12 protein-coding genes and 1 tRNA gene are annotated in these 17,873 nt (G+C 34.3%); 9 read left to right on the top strand and 4 right to left on the bottom strand.

What is annotated here, in order from left to right:
• Window positions 1-66 precede the first annotated feature (66 nt).
• The 7 genes from RAH34_RS00930 (at window position 67) to RAH34_RS00900 (ending at window position 10,351) form a co-directional block, all read left to right on the top strand.
• Window positions 67-1,359, top strand: a complete 1,293-nt coding sequence (locus RAH34_RS00930; RefSeq protein ID WP_306594848.1) for a hypothetical protein — start codon at window positions 67-69, stop codon at window positions 1,357-1,359.
• Between the two features lie 4 nt (window positions 1,360-1,363).
• A complete protein-coding gene (locus tag RAH34_RS00925) occupies window positions 1,364-1,906 on the top strand; it encodes a hypothetical protein (protein ID WP_162800840.1) in 543 nt (180 codons plus the stop codon).
• A gap of 337 nt (window positions 1,907-2,243) precedes the next feature.
• Complete coding sequence (locus tag RAH34_RS00920; protein WP_306594847.1) at window positions 2,244-2,726, top strand: hypothetical protein; 483 nt, start codon at window positions 2,244-2,246, stop codon at window positions 2,724-2,726.
• A gap of 30 nt (window positions 2,727-2,756) precedes the next feature.
• Entirely contained in the window at window positions 2,757-3,551 is a 795-nt protein-coding gene (locus tag RAH34_RS00915; RefSeq protein ID WP_306594846.1) for a hypothetical protein, read from the top strand.
• Between the two features lie 18 nt (window positions 3,552-3,569).
• On the top strand, window positions 3,570-7,853 hold the full coding sequence (locus RAH34_RS00910) for a hypothetical protein (protein WP_306594845.1): 4,284 nt from the start codon (window positions 3,570-3,572) through the stop codon (window positions 7,851-7,853).
• Between the two features lie 11 nt (window positions 7,854-7,864).
• A complete protein-coding gene (locus tag RAH34_RS00905) occupies window positions 7,865-9,079 on the top strand; it encodes a hypothetical protein (protein WP_306594844.1) in 1,215 nt (404 codons plus the stop codon).
• Window positions 9,080-9,139: 60 nt separating this feature from the next.
• Window positions 9,140-10,351 (top strand): hypothetical protein, encoded by a 1,212-nt coding sequence (locus RAH34_RS00900; RefSeq protein ID WP_306594843.1) that lies wholly within the window; start codon window positions 9,140-9,142, stop codon window positions 10,349-10,351.
• A gap of 42 nt (window positions 10,352-10,393) precedes the next feature.
• Here RAH34_RS00900 and RAH34_RS00895 read toward each other — a convergent pair.
• The 3 genes from RAH34_RS00895 to RAH34_RS00885 all read right to left on the bottom strand — a co-directional run bounded on the left by RAH34_RS00895 (window position 10,394) and on the right by RAH34_RS00885 (window position 13,678).
• Window positions 10,394-10,466: transfer RNA gene (locus tag RAH34_RS00895), tRNA-Phe, on the bottom strand.
• 109 nt (window positions 10,467-10,575) lie between these two features.
• Window positions 10,576-12,417, bottom strand: a complete 1,842-nt coding sequence (locus tag RAH34_RS00890; protein WP_114819077.1) for a lysophospholipid acyltransferase family protein — start codon at window positions 12,415-12,417, stop codon at window positions 10,576-10,578.
• 22 nt (window positions 12,418-12,439) lie between these two features.
• Entirely contained in the window at window positions 12,440-13,678 is a 1,239-nt protein-coding gene (locus RAH34_RS00885; protein WP_114819078.1) for an aspartate kinase, read from the bottom strand.
• Window positions 13,679-14,002: 324 nt separating this feature from the next.
• On the opposite strand from RAH34_RS00885, the gene fbp reads away from it, so the two are divergent.
• Window positions 14,003-15,019, top strand: a complete 1,017-nt coding sequence (fbp, locus tag RAH34_RS00880) for a class 1 fructose-bisphosphatase (RefSeq protein WP_034695188.1) — start codon at window positions 14,003-14,005, stop codon at window positions 15,017-15,019.
• On the top strand, window positions 15,020-16,024 hold the full coding sequence (locus tag RAH34_RS00875; RefSeq protein ID WP_306594842.1) for an o-succinylbenzoate synthase: 1,005 nt from the start codon (window positions 15,020-15,022) through the stop codon (window positions 16,022-16,024).
• 625 nt (window positions 16,025-16,649) lie between these two features.
• Here RAH34_RS00875 and RAH34_RS00870 read toward each other — a convergent pair.
• Complete coding sequence (locus RAH34_RS00870) at window positions 16,650-17,780, bottom strand: alpha/beta hydrolase (protein ID WP_306594841.1); 1,131 nt, start codon at window positions 17,778-17,780, stop codon at window positions 16,650-16,652.
• Between the last annotated feature and the right edge of the window lie 93 nt (window positions 17,781-17,873).

Below are 17,873 nucleotides of genomic sequence, written 5' to 3'. Positions count from 1 at the left end.
GCAGGCGAAGGCGGAAATATCGTACGAAATGTCTTTGGTAGATCTTACAAGGAAGCGGAGCATATTATGAAAGATGCTTCCAAAGGAACCCTGGATTTTAAATCTCCTCAGGAAAATACCTTTTATGGGAAGAAAGGAGGGAAGAAATTTGATGAATATCAGGAGAAAGAGCAAACAAAGCCATTACAGGTAAAGGCTGTAAAATGCTATGAAGATTTTGCATGTACAAAAGAGATTAAAATTATAGAAAAAGGGAAAAGTTATTTTTTTAAAGCCATTCAATACAACAGAACGCCGACAAAATCAGAATTGAAGAGTCTTAAATGGGCGATACAATATGATGATACCAATATAGCTAATGCACCACAGGTAACGGGTGAAGAGAAGATTTCTTATGCTGTACCGAAGGATAGAAATATTGCTAAACTGAGAGTGTATGCCTTTTTTAAAGAATATAGCCCGAATGTAAAAGCAGAAGTTTATTTAATAAAAGAAGAGGTAGTAATAATTATAGGTACAGAGCAACACTCGACAAATATTGCAAATAAGCTGATGTTTCCCGGGGAAGCAGTCAGAAAAGTTCGTACTAAATATCCTAATTACCCCTTTGTTAAGGTAGCCTTATTTACTGATGGATATTCCGAAAATCAGTTGTCAACAATAACAAATGATTTAATTAAGCATAACAAGAGCTTAACAGTGATAAGAGTTACTACAATAGATGATGTTGTTAATATTATTAATTCTGGAAATAGGGATAGTACAGCTTTTGATAATAAAAGAAGAGTTAAGGAAATTTTTGCATATTCACATGGTTATGTAAGAAATACAACAAATGAGGGAGTAATAGCATTTGGGTACGAAGGTAAAGGTGCTGATAAGCAGGAACTTGATGCCAAGAGCTTTTCAAAAGTTAATCCAGCTGTTTTTTTAGATGGAAACACATCTGTATTTTATTCTTATGCATGCAGAACCGGTATCGGAACAAGTTCAGAGACAACTACAAATGCTTTTAAAGATAAAAGCTTAGCACAAAAAATGGCTAATCATGGTAAAATAACAGTCTATGGCTATATGAGGAGATCATTGTATGAAGATGCATGGGGAACACAGAATCATAGGGATACTTATGCTTCTGATCATGATGAGGGAGGTTCAACTTGGGAAAATTTTAAAACAGATTTAAAAGATACATATCAGTCGGATCCAAATGATATGGATACTTACAATAAATACAGAAAAAAAGAAATAAAATTAGATAAAGCAATCTGGAATCCGGATGGAGCATATTTGGATGTAAAAGCAGGGACCTGGCCCGTAGGTGTTCCAGCAACTTATGAAAAATTTTTACCAAAATAATATTATGAAAATAAAAACTCTTCTCACATTAATTTTTACAACTCTAATCTTGATAACCTGTAATAAAAATAAGGATCTGGGTGGATATAGAGAAAATTATAGTTTAGAAAATGGCTCTATCACTACTGATACAGTCGCATTTAAAAATTTTGTAGGAGAAATTCCCCAATTATTTAATAAAAATGTACATCAGCTTAGCAAGAAAATAAACTTTAAAATAAACCATTCAGACGGTATTGATCTGAAAGGAAATAGGATATTAATCAGTTTGGAAAATGAAACCATTTATTTTGGAGATTATAATCAGGATATAACAGTCAATGTTAGCTATGATCAGCCCTATTATGCAAGTTTAAGGTTTTACATAATAAATGATAAAAATAAAACCATTAATAAATTTACTTCAGATCTTCATTATCCAATTTTTAAAAAACAATATGATGAAATTGATGTTAAGCTTTTATCTGACTCAAAAAAGGTATATAATGATTTAGAAACATCTTATGAAATAACTAATATTCCAGATGAAATAGCTGAAAAGAAATAGAATGATAATTGATAAAAGATCTAAGATAGTCATTGGAATTATAATGTTTCTCGAGCTTCTATTTTTAACAAGAGCGTATATTGTTCATTCCTTTTATAAAAATGATGAATTGTATGGAGATGGTATTACTAATATTGCTAAATATGATAGAATTTTTATCAACAGTGATATATTCTGTTTTGATAATGGCTTTTTTATCAGTTATAAGTATTCTAATTTTTAAAAGAGAGCAAAAATGATATTAATATAAAGAAGAAAAAAGCAGAGAAGATCATCTTCATAACATGGGCAGAAGAAGACCGGGAGAATATTAAATGATTAACGATTTACACAAAAAATGAAGTATTTACAATCTATAAAAATGATTACCGTTGTATGTTTTCTTTTAATAGCCTTGAGCTGTGACAAGAAACATAATGACTTTATTCCCCTTGAGCATATGACTTTTACCAATGCTTATTATAAAAATGCGGTCAAGGTTTCATACTATATACTTATAGACAATCCGGAACCTACTGAAAGTGTTCTGAAAAAAGAAATTATTAAGTATATAGAAAACAGATTGAAAAATAATAAGGTTCTTATAAAACCGGAAACATTTTCACTCAACTTTGTTTTTTACAGAAAAACGAATAATACTTCATATTTTATCACCAATAAGGAAAGTGCCGGAGAGCTGTTAGGAGAAGAAATATCACATTATCAGCAGGATTTTATAGCCAATTATGTCGTAAGCAAATGTGGAAAAGGAACAATAGAGAAAATATACCTCTACAATCTGCCGGAAGAGACGGTGGTAAACAAAAACTGTGATAAATAGTGCTGTTTATTTTTTCTAAATAATAATCCCATGGTAGAAACAAGAGTAAAACCTTTTCAGAAATATACATCAGGAATCCATCATTATAAGGTGGAAAATGCTCTTGAAATACAGTTTGGAGAAATAAAAGGATTTTATTCATCTTTTAGCATTACGCTGCAGGAAAAGGTAAATGAAGATCTCACCAAAAGCTGGCTGATAGAAAAAGTAGAAGATTCCCCTTTTCCTTCAGAAAATAAATTCATGGAAATCTTGCAAGTGTTGGAAAAAAGCTCTTATCCTTTGGAAATAAAAGTAGATGAAAAAGGAAACTTTCTGGGCGCTGCAGATCATCAGAATAATATAGAAAACTGGAAACTTAAAACATCAGACCTTCAGGAAAAATACCAGAATGTTGATGTTTTCAGAAACCAATATTTGTCTGCCCTGGAAGATGAAGCCGATTTTTATAAAAATAAGCGCAAAGAACCCTTTTGGAATCTTCTTTTGTTTGCTCCCTATTATGTTGACAACGGAGGAAAAAATGAAGAATCCATTGTTTGGAATATCAAAGGAATCGGAGATGTGGAATGTTTCGGAGTTATTATTGCAGAACAGAGAGAATATGGCTTTGAGGCTTTCTTTACCTCTGAAATTGAAATTCCGGAAACAATAAAAAAAGAATTAGATACAAAATATCTGTATCAGGCAGGACAGTATCAGATAAGACTGCATATAGAAATGGAATACAACTCTCACAAAAAACAGTATTCCAAAAAGAAAGCTGACTTTATATTGTCAGATGGAGAAAAAACAGTATACCGGGAAACGATCACAATGACTTAAACTTTATGAACAAATGACATGGCGGATAAAGGATACATCATTATAGAAGGAGCTACTGCGTACTGCAGCAGTTCTGTAACCAACAACTCCAATGGGACTGCCGTTCCGATGGAAGTGAAAAGCCAGAAAAAAAAGCTGGGCAAAAACAAATATTTTGCACAGAATAAACCTGTAGCAACTTATCTTGATGATAAGGCAGATAGTTTCGGAGGAGGAAACGGATTCGGAAATTGTAAAGGTTCGGATGGAAAAACCTATCCATGCAAAGGTAAGTGCAATATCAAATATAAAGACTATTACGAAAATGTAGAATTCAACAAGAGTATGAAAATCCTGTTGGATGCTTCAACTGGAAATTGTCCGGGATACGGTGTTCCTGGAACAATTGCTTTTGCTACCACCGGGCAGGTCAACAATGTTTCACAGATCGATGTGAAAGAAGCCGATGAGTTTTCCGTTGCCAATACTTCCCCGCAATGGCCTTCATCTTCATCGTCCGAGGCGAGTATAGCTGTGTCATCCATTTCAATGATAAGACCGATACCCACTGATAAACTTAATGGTACTTACTATTATATCAAAGGAATGAATGGCCCGCTTCTTCCTGTTATGAACCCTTTTGGCGGAGATAATCTTGATCTGAAAGCTCTGTTCAAAGGTGATGAGAAAAAGATTATCTGGGCATTGTTCAAAGGGGAAGGAACAAAAGATAAAATAAAGACATTTATCGGATTGGGAAGCAATTTCAGCCAGTCCATGAGTAAAATATTCGACGGACTTACAGAAGGGAAGTACCGGCTGGAAGCTTATGGTAAAAAAGCAGGTGATGCTAAATGCTCTCTCAATGTAGAAGTTATACAGGATTTTGTCAAGAAAATTGTCAGCCCCGGATCCTCAACGCTGATTAATATTCCTCTGCCACTATCGATTGAACGTAAGCTCAACAGCACAACAGATCAGGCAAAAATATTGAACAGAGGATTCTTTATGCCGGTAAATACGGTTCACTGGACCATAAAACAAGGAAATGCAGTATTGTACAACAGTTCTTCCGGAGCTTCTTCATTACACCTTGTTTCCGTTGCTGGTGCGGGCGATCGTGTTATTCTCACTTTTAAAAATGCAGGAAAATATACCATAGAAGCTTTTACAGATCCTTCAGATCCCAAACCGCAATCTGTAGAAATTAAAATCGAAAACAGCCTGGGAGTTATGGGTGTCAAAGGAGAGCCTGGCTTGCTCAGATTCAGTGATACTATCAAAGTGCAGGCTTCGAAATTTAATGTCAACTATATGCCTTCAGGGACTTCTGTATATTGGTATCTTAAAAAAGACGGGGTAGGAAGAGTTGCTTTATTTGAAAACTCTCCTTCCTTCAGAACAGGAACAATCAATAAAAAGGTAGCTGAACTTCTTTATAATGATGCAAAACTGGCCAGTAATCAATATTTTGGAAAGTATATACTTGAAGCCTACGCTAATCCGTTAGGAACTGGAAAACAGCCCGGATTTTCCGGATCAGACTGTTTTAATTTTGAGGTGATTCAAAATGTCATAGATAAATTCACCCTTCCGGCTGCCAATATTCCGAAAGGAACAAAAATAAAATATACAGCAACGGCAAGAATTGCTACGCTGGCAGGCAATGAAACCATAAAAATAGAAGTTCCCGATAAAGTAACCAATAACGGAGACGGAACCATTACCTTTAATGATCTCGGAGAATATACTCTCTCTGCTTATTTAACAGGAGATTATACGGATGGAAAGAAAATAGAAGCGAAAGTAAAAGTTTCTGAACCTGCTGTAAAAAGAGCGCTGTGGGCTTATGGAACCGGTGTAAAACGTACCGAAAGCGGATTTGGTGAAGAAACCTATGGATTTATTGAAATTGACGGGCTGCAAAACCAGGCTTTAAAAGTAAAAATCTGGGTAAAAGGTGAAGGCGATGATTTCTATAAAGAGAAAGACAAATACATGCTGGAAGAGAAAACAGTCACGTTGAATAATGAAGGTAAAGCTTCTTTCCTAATTACCACCAATGACGATTACAAGAAAAAATTGCTGGCAGCGATACCAAAAACAACGGAAAATCCCAATCCGTCTTACCGAATCGTATTTACGGTAGAGCTTCAGGCAAGTTCATCTGGAGATATTGTGCTTCCTGGTAACATTACCATTCAGGGAACGAAACCTGTGGTGGTAGACAATACCACAACGTATCTGGAAGTTTTAGATTCTAATGAAGAACTGGTCATTACTTCCGAACAGAAAATCGTTTCCATTATGTTTTCTACCGAAGATGGTAAAGATATTCAGCGTATGCAGACTTTCTATGGTAAAACCCACAAACTTTGGGTGCATACCGTTAATATGACTGAAGAAGTTCTGAAAATTGATGTTCTGAAAGAGATTCCCAAAGAAGGACTAAACGAAAAAGACCATATCACCTATACCCACGAAAGCAAACAAAGTTATAACGAAGAAAAAACCGGAAAAGACGGTCTGCTGGAAGTGTCCTTCACTGCAAAAGAAGAATGGAAAAATCCGCCAAAAAACTTTGATTACTACATTGCTCAGGTTTCCCGTCAGGTTCAGGATCCCGCCGATCCCAAAAAGAAAGTCTGGAAAATAGAAAAAAGCCAGTTTACGATCAATAGTACACTTCCAGCCGATTTGGTTAGAACGGAGGATATGGAAAAACTGGGAATTAAAGCTTATAAAAAAGACGGAACTCCTTTTACGAAAGAAGAAATGCTGGAGTTAAGGAAACAGTTTATTTTTTACGAAAGTGGTTGTCTTAAAGTATCCCAAAAAGAAACACCTGAAGCTATTGATAATGATGTGATGCCTATTGTGGTGGAAATGGCGGAGGTGAGAAAACAGAAAACATGCTATTGTAACCGTGATTTTACTGAGCAAGAAATGGAGGATATGATTAAGACAATTACAGGAAGTAATAAAATATGGCAAGGGATAGCAGAGAAATGTGATATTGTAGATAAAAGTATAAAGAGCCTTACATTAGAATTAAATAGAATGTTTAAAGCATATTCTATAAATAAATGTATACAAAAAATTTCTTTTCTAGCAAATTTGTGTGGTGAAACAGGCTTTTTTAAACAAAGTAAAGAAGAATGGAGTAATTGGAAGTCCAGTCAAAGTGTTTATAAAGGTAGAGGAATATTACAAATAACAGGAGTGAAAGGGAAAGATAGTAAATTTTATAATGAACCAGGACCATATCGAACTTATGGTATACATGTAGGAAAAGAAGAAGAGATTGTTAAAAATCCAGATATAATATCATCTGATTTACATTATGCTGTCGATGCTGGCGGTTGGGAATTTCAACAAAAAAAGTCTGGTATTTGGGATACTCCTTGGACTGGTGATGATGCAAAATATGATTCCTTAAGAATAGAAAAACATAATTATTTTAGTAAGGGACTGGGAAAAAATTTGATAGATTTAGGTCTGCTCATTGAAGAGGATGAAAAGTATTTTTGGTTGCAGGCAAAAATGCTCAATGGTTATCCTAAAAGTCATAAATTGAGTGATAACCCTAATGGATGGAAAGAAAGAAAAGAAGCTTTTGATAAGCTAAAGATATGGTTTAAATATGATAAAAATGTTTGTAATGGAGAGGCTGTTATACTACCAGAACTTGCTGATCGTGCACCATGGATGACTATTGCATTGAGAATTGCAAAAGAAATGAAAGGATGTGAGGAATCAAAAGAACCAATGTATTCAAAAGCAAAGTCTTACCTTAGATATTGTGGGAATACATATGAGCCTACAGATCCTGATAATGGACCGTGGTGTGCAGCTTATATGAACTGGTGTATAGGCCAAACAACCAATCCTGAAACAAATCAACCATATAAACATGCTAAATCAGCTTCATCTCTAGCTCCTATTGATAGTGTTGCTGGGAAAAGCTATAAACAGATTGCCGAGCCTATTTTTGGATGCCTTGTTGTCTACAGACATAATACTAAGTGGAAGGGGCATACTGGTTTTTTATATGGAATGACTAAAAAAGGAGCCTACATACTTCTTGGAGGAAACCAGGATCAAACAGTTAAATTTAGTTCTTATGATGAATATACCAGTAATTCTAAAAAGAAAAAATTATGGGGATTTTATATTCCAGCAGATTATACACCTACTGAAAAAGATAAACTAACTGCAGCAGATTATTATGATGATGGAAATAATAGTAATTATGATGATGGAGATATTATTAATGCTAAATTTGGAATTGGTACAGGAAATAATACAGGTTCAACAAACTAAAATATTTATTTATGAAAATTTTAAATATTTCTATATTCATTTTATTATTTATTGGTTGTAATAACAAAAGTCAAGAGAATAATATGAACTCTAAAGAAAAACAATATAAAATATCTGAGAAAGTAAATGAAATTGATGTTGAAAACATTAAAAAGCATATTAAACTACAAGAGAAAATTGAGTCTGATGAAGTGGAATATGATGATCCTTATAATTTGAATGTAGAAGATCTAAAATTAGCTTCTTCTATTATCTATGATGATCTGATCAGTAATGGTTATGTTGAACCAAAAGCTGAATCCTTTAACGATAAGGTTGAAACTATTTTTTCAATTAGTCATAGTTCTAATAAGTGCGTGAGTATTGATCAAACGAATGGGTACATAACAGTATTTGGTAATCACCTTGATGGCAATCCTGGGACACTTGAACAAAATAAGTATGAACTTTATTCAACTACTCAGAATACTTTTATCAATACTAATAATCAGTTTATTTTTCCAATGCTTTTATTAAAGGAATTAATAAATATTAATGGTGATAATTCTTTTAAAATTAAAGTTCCACGATATATTATTGCACGCAATATGTACCTTTTTAATGATAGTAAGCCACAATTCAAATGGCTTATTTTAAATGATAAAAGTTTCATGGAAAGTTTAGTTAAAACTTTCGGATACACAAAAGATCCTGATTTATTAAAATGGGTTATAGAAAAAACAACGTTTGATGAAAAGGATCCTCGGAATTTTGGTAAGCTTTTTTGGGCTAAAGTGTGTAATGGAAAATTCAAACTGCATGCAGATACATTTAAGCTTTTACAAAAACTACACATACCAAATGACCCATCTGAAAATAGATTTATTATTGATAATATCAAAAGCTATTTAGAATTTTTGGGGCGTGATAAATCCACTGACCTTACAAGAAACGAAAAATTAAAACTAATGGCAAACTTGGCATATTTTGCTGAACAATATAATTATGATAAAAAATTTAATGATGATAATAAGATGATGGCTAGACTTCGTTATTTTTTGAATGATGCTGATTTTAAGGTTATAAAAGAAAATAATTTTTTCAGTCTTCCAAAATTTAAAGAATGGTGGGATAATGCGGATTATGATGCTTATTATGTAGGCGAGTGCGAATATGAAGGAAGTTGCGGTTCGGGATACCAACCTATGGATTATACAGAATGGAGAAAACAGCATCCTAAAAAATAATATGTAAAGCACAGTCAGAAATGGGTGTGCTTCTTTTTAATTGTGAAACACAAATTTAATATGATGAAAATACTAAATGTGTTGATGGTGCCTCTATTATTCGTTAGTGGTAATAATAACGGACAAGAAAAAAAAGATATTCATTCTATTATTGGTACAATATATCAGAGTGATAATATTGTCGAAAATGTCTTGAAAAAACAACTTAAACAGGGATCAACCTACACTATTGATGAGGCTGGTGCAGGATTACGAAAAATTCAATTTGAAACTACAGAATTAGAAGCGACAGCAAGAGTTGCAAATGAACTATTGAAATCAAATGGTTTTAACGCTTTGGATGCTGAGGGTTTCAGTCAAAAAATCAAAAGTATTTTTGGGAGAGTTGTTGATTCAAATTCTCAACTCAATTTTTTATATGTTAATTTTTTGGATAAATGTGAAAGAAAGCCAGTGATGTTTCATAATAATGGAGTAGATTATGAAGGGATGTTTATTGATAAACAAAGAAAATTAATTACAGATTTCTATTATATCCCTGAGCTTATTGATTATAAAAATGAGTACTCTCAATTGAATGATATTGAAAATATTAATATTACAAGAAAATCAAGTATAGATAATTTGAATATTACAATTCCACATTGGAAAGATGTTGCTAATTTAAATGAAATTCGGAAAAGAAATATTCAAAAAATTGTAGCCAGAAACAAATACTTATTCAATGATAATAAATCTTATGTAAGTTGGTTAGTAGAACATGATAAAGTATTTGTCAAGATGCTGATGAAAAACTTTGGATTTACTAAGGAACCACAGTTCAATGATCTTGTAATGAAAGATTATTTAAAAACGTATCAAACCTCTTCCGATATTGGCGATATTATTTTTGTTAAAAACTGTAAGGGAGAATTAGAAATAAGGGTAGAACTTTTAAAGTATATAAAAGAGCATACAAAATCAGATGAAAATAGACTTTTGATTGCCTTAGAGAATTTTGGATATGCTTTGGAAAACAATAATAATTTTACATCAGATCAAAAGTACAAGATACTTGCTTACATAGGTAATACAGTTGACTCATTTTATTTGAATTTTGCAGGTATTAATTCTGGAAGCGCTGTTTGGAATGCTGAAAGTGTACTTTATAATAGTATTGTAAAAGATAGAAATGTCATTTCAGTATTTCAGAAAAACAATTATTATGGGCTGCCTGATTTAAAAGCTAGTTTGGTACGAGTTCAGGGAATTATGGAACATGAATCGGAATAAATAGAAAACAAAAAAACCTCTGACTAATCAGAGGTTTTAAAGTGGTTTCTCCAGGAATCGAACCAGGGACACATGGATTTTCAATCCATTGCTCTACCAACTGAGCTAAGAAACCATTATATTTTTGTTTGACTTACTTCGTTGTTTTAAAGTGATGCAAAAGTAGTAAGTTTTAGTATACAAAGCAAGTATTCATCGTACTTTTTTTGGATAAAGTTAAAAACTTACTGATTATCAGCCGGATTATTTTCCTGCTCCTTTCTGATCTGCTCGCTCATCTCTTCCAATACAGGTTTAATCGTATTTTCCGGAAGATCACTGATTCTGATATACATCAATCCGTCAATGGCATCATTGAAGTTAGGATCCACATTAAACGCAATTACTTTTGCATTTTGCTTGATGTATTTTTTGATCAGTACAGGAAGTCTCAATTCAGGTTCAAGGTCATCAATAATCTTGTCCAGTTTATTGAGGTCAGATTCCATTTCCTCAAAGAAAATGTTTTTATCCCTGTCACGAAGTTTTACTTTATACTCATTCCTTGGAGTGATATATTGGGCTACTGCGGAATCAAAATAGTTTGAACGCATGAACTCAATCATCAGCGATTTTGAGAATTCAGAGAACTTATTCGAGATACTTACTCCACCCATAAGGAATTTATGATCAGGATTTCTCAGACATACATGCACAATTCCTCTCCATAAAAGGAAGAGTGGAAGTGGTTTCTGCTGATATTCCTGGCAGATGTAAGCACGACCCATTTCAATTACCTTTTTGAAGAAAGGATGGATGTCCTGTTCAAACTCAAATAAAGAGCTTGTATAGAAGCCTTTGATGCCATATTTCTTCATCACCTCTCTACCCAATGCCATTCTGTAAGCACCAGCCAGCTTTTTCTCACCATTGTCCCAAAGGAACAGGTGATGGTAATGTTTGTCATACTCATCAAGGTCAAATGGAAGATTACTTCCTTCGCCTACCGCACGGAATGTAAGTTCTCTCTGACGTCCGATTTCCCTCATAATAGACGGAATTTCTTCATAAGTCGTAAAGTAGATCTCATAATTTCCGTTACTGAAAAGCATTTTATCAGTTCCTCTCAGTTTATCAACATCTTTAATAATGTCTTCCAGAGGGGTTTCATCAATGATATTCTGAACAATATTTTCTTCCTTCAATAAAGGGAACTTTACGGATAAATTCTGAAGATTGATACTTTGGGCAAGAGATTTTCTCTTTTCATAGTAAGATTTCATCATATACACCTTACGTTTCAGAAACTCTCCCAATTCCTCAATCGTTTCCATCTCATCCATTGCCTTTACGGTGATGGGACGTCCGATTCTGATTCTGATAGGTTTTTCCCTGTCATTCATCATTTCTGCAGGAAGCATCAATGTCTGTAAATTCGGGTGAAGCTTAGCTACCTGATAGAAAAGTCTGCTGTTTTTAGCATGGAAATACATGGGAACTACCGGCACTTTAGCCATTCTGATTAGCTTAAGCGCTGTTTTTTCCCACTCCTTATCTAAAATTTCCCCGTAAGGATTATTTTTATTAGAAACTTCTCCAGCCGGGAAAATACCTACACAGCCTCCGTTTTGCAAATGCTTGAGCGTTTCACGCATTCCCGACGAGCTGCTGTAAGCCTCCTTTCTGTTTTCAAAAGGGTTTACAGCAATTACATAAGGCTCCATAGGTTTGATCTTTTCCAATAGGAAATTCCCCATTACCTTGAAATCGGGACGAACTTCTGATAAGATCTTGCACATCAGAATCCCGTCAATAGCACCCAGCGGGTGATTGGAAACCAAAACAAATGGTCCCGTTTTCGGAATCTTTGCCAGATCCTCTTCAAAAGCTACATAGCTTAGGTTTCTTTCTCTCACAAATGAGTCGAAAAAGTCTTTGCCTTCCTTATCTTTTAATTTATCGTATAATTTATTTACTTCGTTTATTTTAGCAATGCTCATCACAGCAGATGCTACCGGGTTCTTGAGGAACCCAAGTTTACTTAAGCCGGAAGCTTTGATCAGATCGTTTTTCGAAATTAAACTCATGTGTGTTTAGTCGCAATTAATATTATTGTGTTACCATTTGAAGAGTATTCTTGGAGATTTGTTCCAATAATACATTTTTTTCATGGTAAAATTTATCAATGTGATCCTTCTTCGCATTTCTTACTGTGAATAAAGATACATTTTTAATTGCTTCGGTTTTAAAAATTTTTTGAAGCTCTTCGTTGAGCTCATCAATATGATTAAATTTATCCTCTAGGCACAATGCCAGAGAGATTGCAGAATTCTGCATCAGGGAAACTTTAATTTTATATTTGGATAAGTATCCGAAAATCAGGCTCATGTGATCTTCTGCGATAAAAGAGAAGTCTCTGGTAGAGATTTTCAAAAGATCCTGGTTTTCTTTCAGAATATAAGATTCTTCCTGTTGATTTTTATCGGAAGCACCCACTTTTGTTCCTTCTTTGGTAGGCTCTACAAAAGATTTTACATAAAAAGGAATGTTTTTTTGCTGTAGCGGCTGTAATGTTTTTGGGTGGATAACACTTGCACCATAATAAGCCATTTCAATAGCTTCCTCATAAGAGATGTTGGAAAGAAGAGTCACATCATTGAACTTTCTTGGATCTCCTGTCATTACTCCAGGTACATCTTTCCAGATCGTCATCGCTTCAGCATTCAGGCAGTAAGCGAAAATAGCGGCAGAGTAGTCAGAACCCTCTCTTCCCAATGTCACTGTAAAATTATTGTCGTCAGAACCAATGAACCCTTGTGTTACATAGCAGATTTCAGGATTTAGGTGGGAAATAAATTCTTCCGTTCTTATCCAGTCTACTGTACCTTCTCTGTAAGAATTATCCGTTTTTACATAATCTCTTGCATCCAGCCATTGGTTTGTAAATTGGATTTCATTCAGATACTCACTCACAATTTTAGTTGAAATCATTTCTCCACAGCTTACTACCTGATCGTATACGAAGTTGTAATTAGGAGATTTATTTCTTCTTAAAAAAGAATCAATATCATCAAAAAAAAGGCTTATTTCGGCGAAAACTGCATGATTTTCAGGAAAAAGTCCTTCCGCAATTTCCATGTGTTTTTGTTTTATCTTTTCAATCTCAGTTTGATAGTTTTCTTTTTTGAAATAAAGTTCAACAACTTTTTCCAACTCGTTTGTCGTCTTGCCCATTGCTGAAATCACCAGCAGGCATTTGGCAAATCCCTGGCTTTTTAGAACCATGGACACGTTTTTTACACTGTCAGCATCTTTTACCGATGCTCCACCAAACTTGAAAATTTTCATTAAATTGTTAAAAATAAAATTGTTAGATAAAAAAATACATGAGTTTTTTACGGACGTCAAAATTATAAATTTACAACGAGATATGAAATAGTCTGTTGCGCAGATAGAATTAAGATTTCCTTAAAATCAACAAATAATGAAATAATTTAATTTTTTTGTGGGTCTTAGCAAACAAATTTGGAGATGTAATTTTTAATAATGGCCAGGTATTATGTTGATTTTGACTTGTATTGTGTTGAAATACAGTGGTTAATCTCTTTTTTAATTAAATTTTCTTAATGCAATAAATTTTCCGAAATTTGGGCAAAACGTAAAAAGAAAAATATGTCAAATCAACCATTACAGACTTTAGGAGAATTTCTTATAGATAAACAGGACGATTTTCAGTATTCTACAGGTGAATTTTCTCGTCTTCTAAGTGCAATAAGATTGGCTTCGAAAGTGGTAAACAGAGAAGTAAATAAAGCCGGAATTGTAGATATTACAGGAGCTGCAGGAAACCAGAACGTTCAGGGAGAAGAGCAGCAGAAACTAGATGTGATTGCTAACGAAATTTTTATTACGGCTTTGTCTCAGAGAGAGGTTGTTTGTGGTATTGCTTCTGAGGAAAATGATGACTTTATTGATATTAAATGTGGTGAAAACGGACATTTGAGCAAATATGTTGTATTAATTGATCCTCTGGACGGATCTTCCAATATTGATGTTAATGTTTCTGTAGGAACTATTTTCTCTATCTACAGAAGAGTGACTGAGCCGGGAACTCCCGTACAGCTTGAAGATTTTTTACAGAAAGGGATCAATCAGATTGCAGCAGGATATGTTATTTACGGTTCATCTACCATGATTGTTTATACAACAGGTAACGGAGTAAACGGATTTACATTAGATCCATCTTTGGGAACATATTATCTTTCTCATCCTAATATGACTTTCCCAAAAACAGGTAAAATCTATTCTATTAACGAAGGAAACTATATCAAGTTCCCTCAGGGAGTAAAAAATTACCTTAAATACTGTCAGATGGAAGAAGGTGACCGCCCTTACACTTCAAGATATATCGGATCTTTGGTTGCAGATTTCCACAGAAACATGCTGAAAGGAGGTATTTATATCTATCCTTCTTATTCACAGGCTCCGAATGGTAAATTAAGACTTTTATACGAATGTAATCCAATGGCCTTCCTTGCAGAACAGGCAGGAGCAAAAGCAACTGACGGATTCAGAAGAATTCTTGAAATAGAACCTACTGAACTTCACCAAAGAATTCCTTTCTTCTGCGGAAGTATTGAAATGGTGGAAAAAGCTGAAGAATTTATGCGTATCGACAGCGTGAAATAAATGGAAGCAACATACTTACAATATTTATTACAATTTAAACGCCCGAGTGGAACATCTCGCGGCGTTTTGCTTGATAAAGAGACCTTTATTCTGACTATTTCCGAAGAAGGAAGAAAAGGAGTAGGGGAATGCGCTGTTTTCAGAGGACTGAGTTTTGATGACAGACCTGATTATGAAGAAAAACTGAAATGGCTTTGTGAAAATATCAATCAGGATGCTGACTTTTTGAAAGACGAACTGAAAGAATTTCCTTCCATCTGGTTTGGATACGAGCAGGCAATTCAGAATCTGAAATATGGTGGCAGTCTTTATTTTCCTGGTGAATTTACCGAAGGAAAATCTTCGATTACCATCAACGGTCTGATATGGATGGGCGACGCAGACTATATGGAAGAACAGATTCAGGAAAAGCTGGATAAAGGATTTCATTGCATTAAATTAAAAATTGGTGTCGATTGGAAGTCTGAGCATGTTATTCTTCAGAAATTACGAGAGAAATTCTCCAAAGACCAGCTGGAACTTCGTGTGGATGCCAATGGTGGATTCGGTAAAGAGGAAGCAGTCACTGTTTTGCAACAGCTTGCTGATCTTCATATTCATTCTATTGAACAGCCAATCAAAGCTGGAAACTGGAATGATATGGCTGAGCTATGCGCAAAAACACCTACTCCAATTGCGTTGGATGAAGAACTGATCGGAATTATTGATCCTGAAAAAAAGAAACAGCTTTTAGAAACAATAAACCCTCAGTATATTATTCTGAAACCTGCTTTAGTAGGAGGTTTTTCAGGTTCTGATGAATGGATTTCTCTGGCGGAAAATCAGAAAATCGGATGGTGGATTACTTCAGCGCTGGAAAGTAATATCGGATTAAATGCCATTGCTCAATATACATTTACCAAAAAAAATCCAATGCCTCAAGGTTTAGGCACTGGAGCTTTATTTGTCAATAATTTTGAATCCGATTTAGAACTCAGAAATGAGTTGCTGTGGTTCAAAATATAATTGTTAAGAGGTAATTAGCATCATAGTGGAGGTGAATCTGGACATGTAGTCTGGCCACAGTAGTCAGGGGCCCATGATCTGCAGCACATCGCTGCCGGATTCCAGTTGTTGCATCCAAGTGGTGGTCTTCCTCCTTGAATGGGTTTTAATTCTCCCCTTTTGATTTTACTTTATTTTTCATATTATTGATTTTCTTTGATTAACAAGTAAATGTCGAAATTTTTTTGACTCATATAACATTTGGGGAATTATGTAATAGTATTTAATTCCTTTGAAATATTTGAGTAGTGTGGAATATGGATTGGGGAAGGTTATAGTTTTTACTCTGACAATCCCTTCCTGTTCAGAACGCTTGAATTTTTTTTCAATCCGGTCTGTAGGAAGACCTGGCAGGTATAGATCGAATATTTTGTTGATTTAGAGGTTGTTACTCAATTAAATCACATCTTTTACGAAAATGGCTTTCTTTATATAGTTTAATATATCAGAAAACCTTTTTTTAATCTGTCCCATAATTAAAATTTGTAATTCCCTAATGTTTGAATTAGCAATCTTTGTGCCATACTTTAAATCAGGGCTAATTTTAACATAGAGTTTATTTTTTATGAATTATTTTAATTATTTGTTAAGAAATAATTGTGAATATATTTTCGTTATCCCGGGATCTGTTGCTGATAAGATTTCTGTCGATTCCATATAAATTTTGAAAAATATCATTCTGTACCTGCGAGCTTGAAAGGTATCCCCAATGATTTCCTACTTCATATTTAAGGCTGTTTAGAAGATCATCCTTTACGAAGGTACAGTCAATAACGGATACAATGTCTTTGTAATGAGCAATATCGCTCGGGCCATTTTTACCAAGTCTTGGGGTAAGTATATTTTTCGTAAACTGAGAAGCCCCCAGAATAATATCCTGTCTGTTTAAATAAATGGAAATCCTGTTGGCTAATAAAGGCAGTTTATTAAATGAATCCTCGGAATCTTCAAATACTTTATAACTTACATCGGCATTCAGCAGGAGAACCTGATCGATAACGCGAAGTATATTTTCTCTTTTAAGACTGTATAACATACTTTGAAGTACCCTGTTTCCCATAGAGTGAGCCATAAGATGTATCCTCTGATTACAGGGAGCAAGATCCCGGTTGGAAAAAATATCTTTTAAAAACTGCGTATAGAAGTAAAACAATCTCACCAGAGAGGTTCCGGAATTGATGCTGGAAGCCTTATCATCAAAATAACTCAACGGGATCATACTGCCGGAAGCGGGCCAGCTTACAAATAAGATATGTTCTACAGGAGAGGCCGGATTATCAATAAATATTTTCTTAAGATCTAGTATAGCTTTTAACTCATCATCAAAATCATACAGATAACCATGGATGAATATAAGGACATCACTTCTGTCTTTGGTAGAAGACATGTTTTTGTACAATTCATAAAACATTCTTTGCGTTCCGCCCAGATTATTAGCTGTAAGAGAGGATTTTTTTATCCCTTTTTCGCTCAACAGAACGTCTAAGACTTCTTCATAACCCTGTTTTTCGGGTTCAGAAAAAAGCTTGTAATTTAAAATGTTTCTGTTGGTATAGTCTTTTTTCTTTTTGTCCTGCGCGGTAGGCTCCTTAAGATTATCAAAATCACATTTAGCGATCCTGAAATTAGGAATCGAGTATTCTTCGTTGGAAAAAGAGTCTACTCTTTCGCCTTTGTGCCGGATAATTTTCCGGTTGCTTAAGATATAAACGGCCATGAGAGGTAATTGGTTGTAATGGTATTAGCTTTCCGAAATTAGTGAAAAATATTGGAATACAACAGATAAGGCTTTTAAATTATCACTTTTACA

The sequence above is a fragment of the Chryseobacterium sp. WLY505 genome (assembly GCF_030846215.1).
Taxonomy (GTDB): Bacteria; Bacteroidota; Bacteroidia; order Flavobacteriales; family Weeksellaceae; genus Chryseobacterium.
This window is presented reverse-complemented; position numbering and strand designations above follow the sequence as displayed.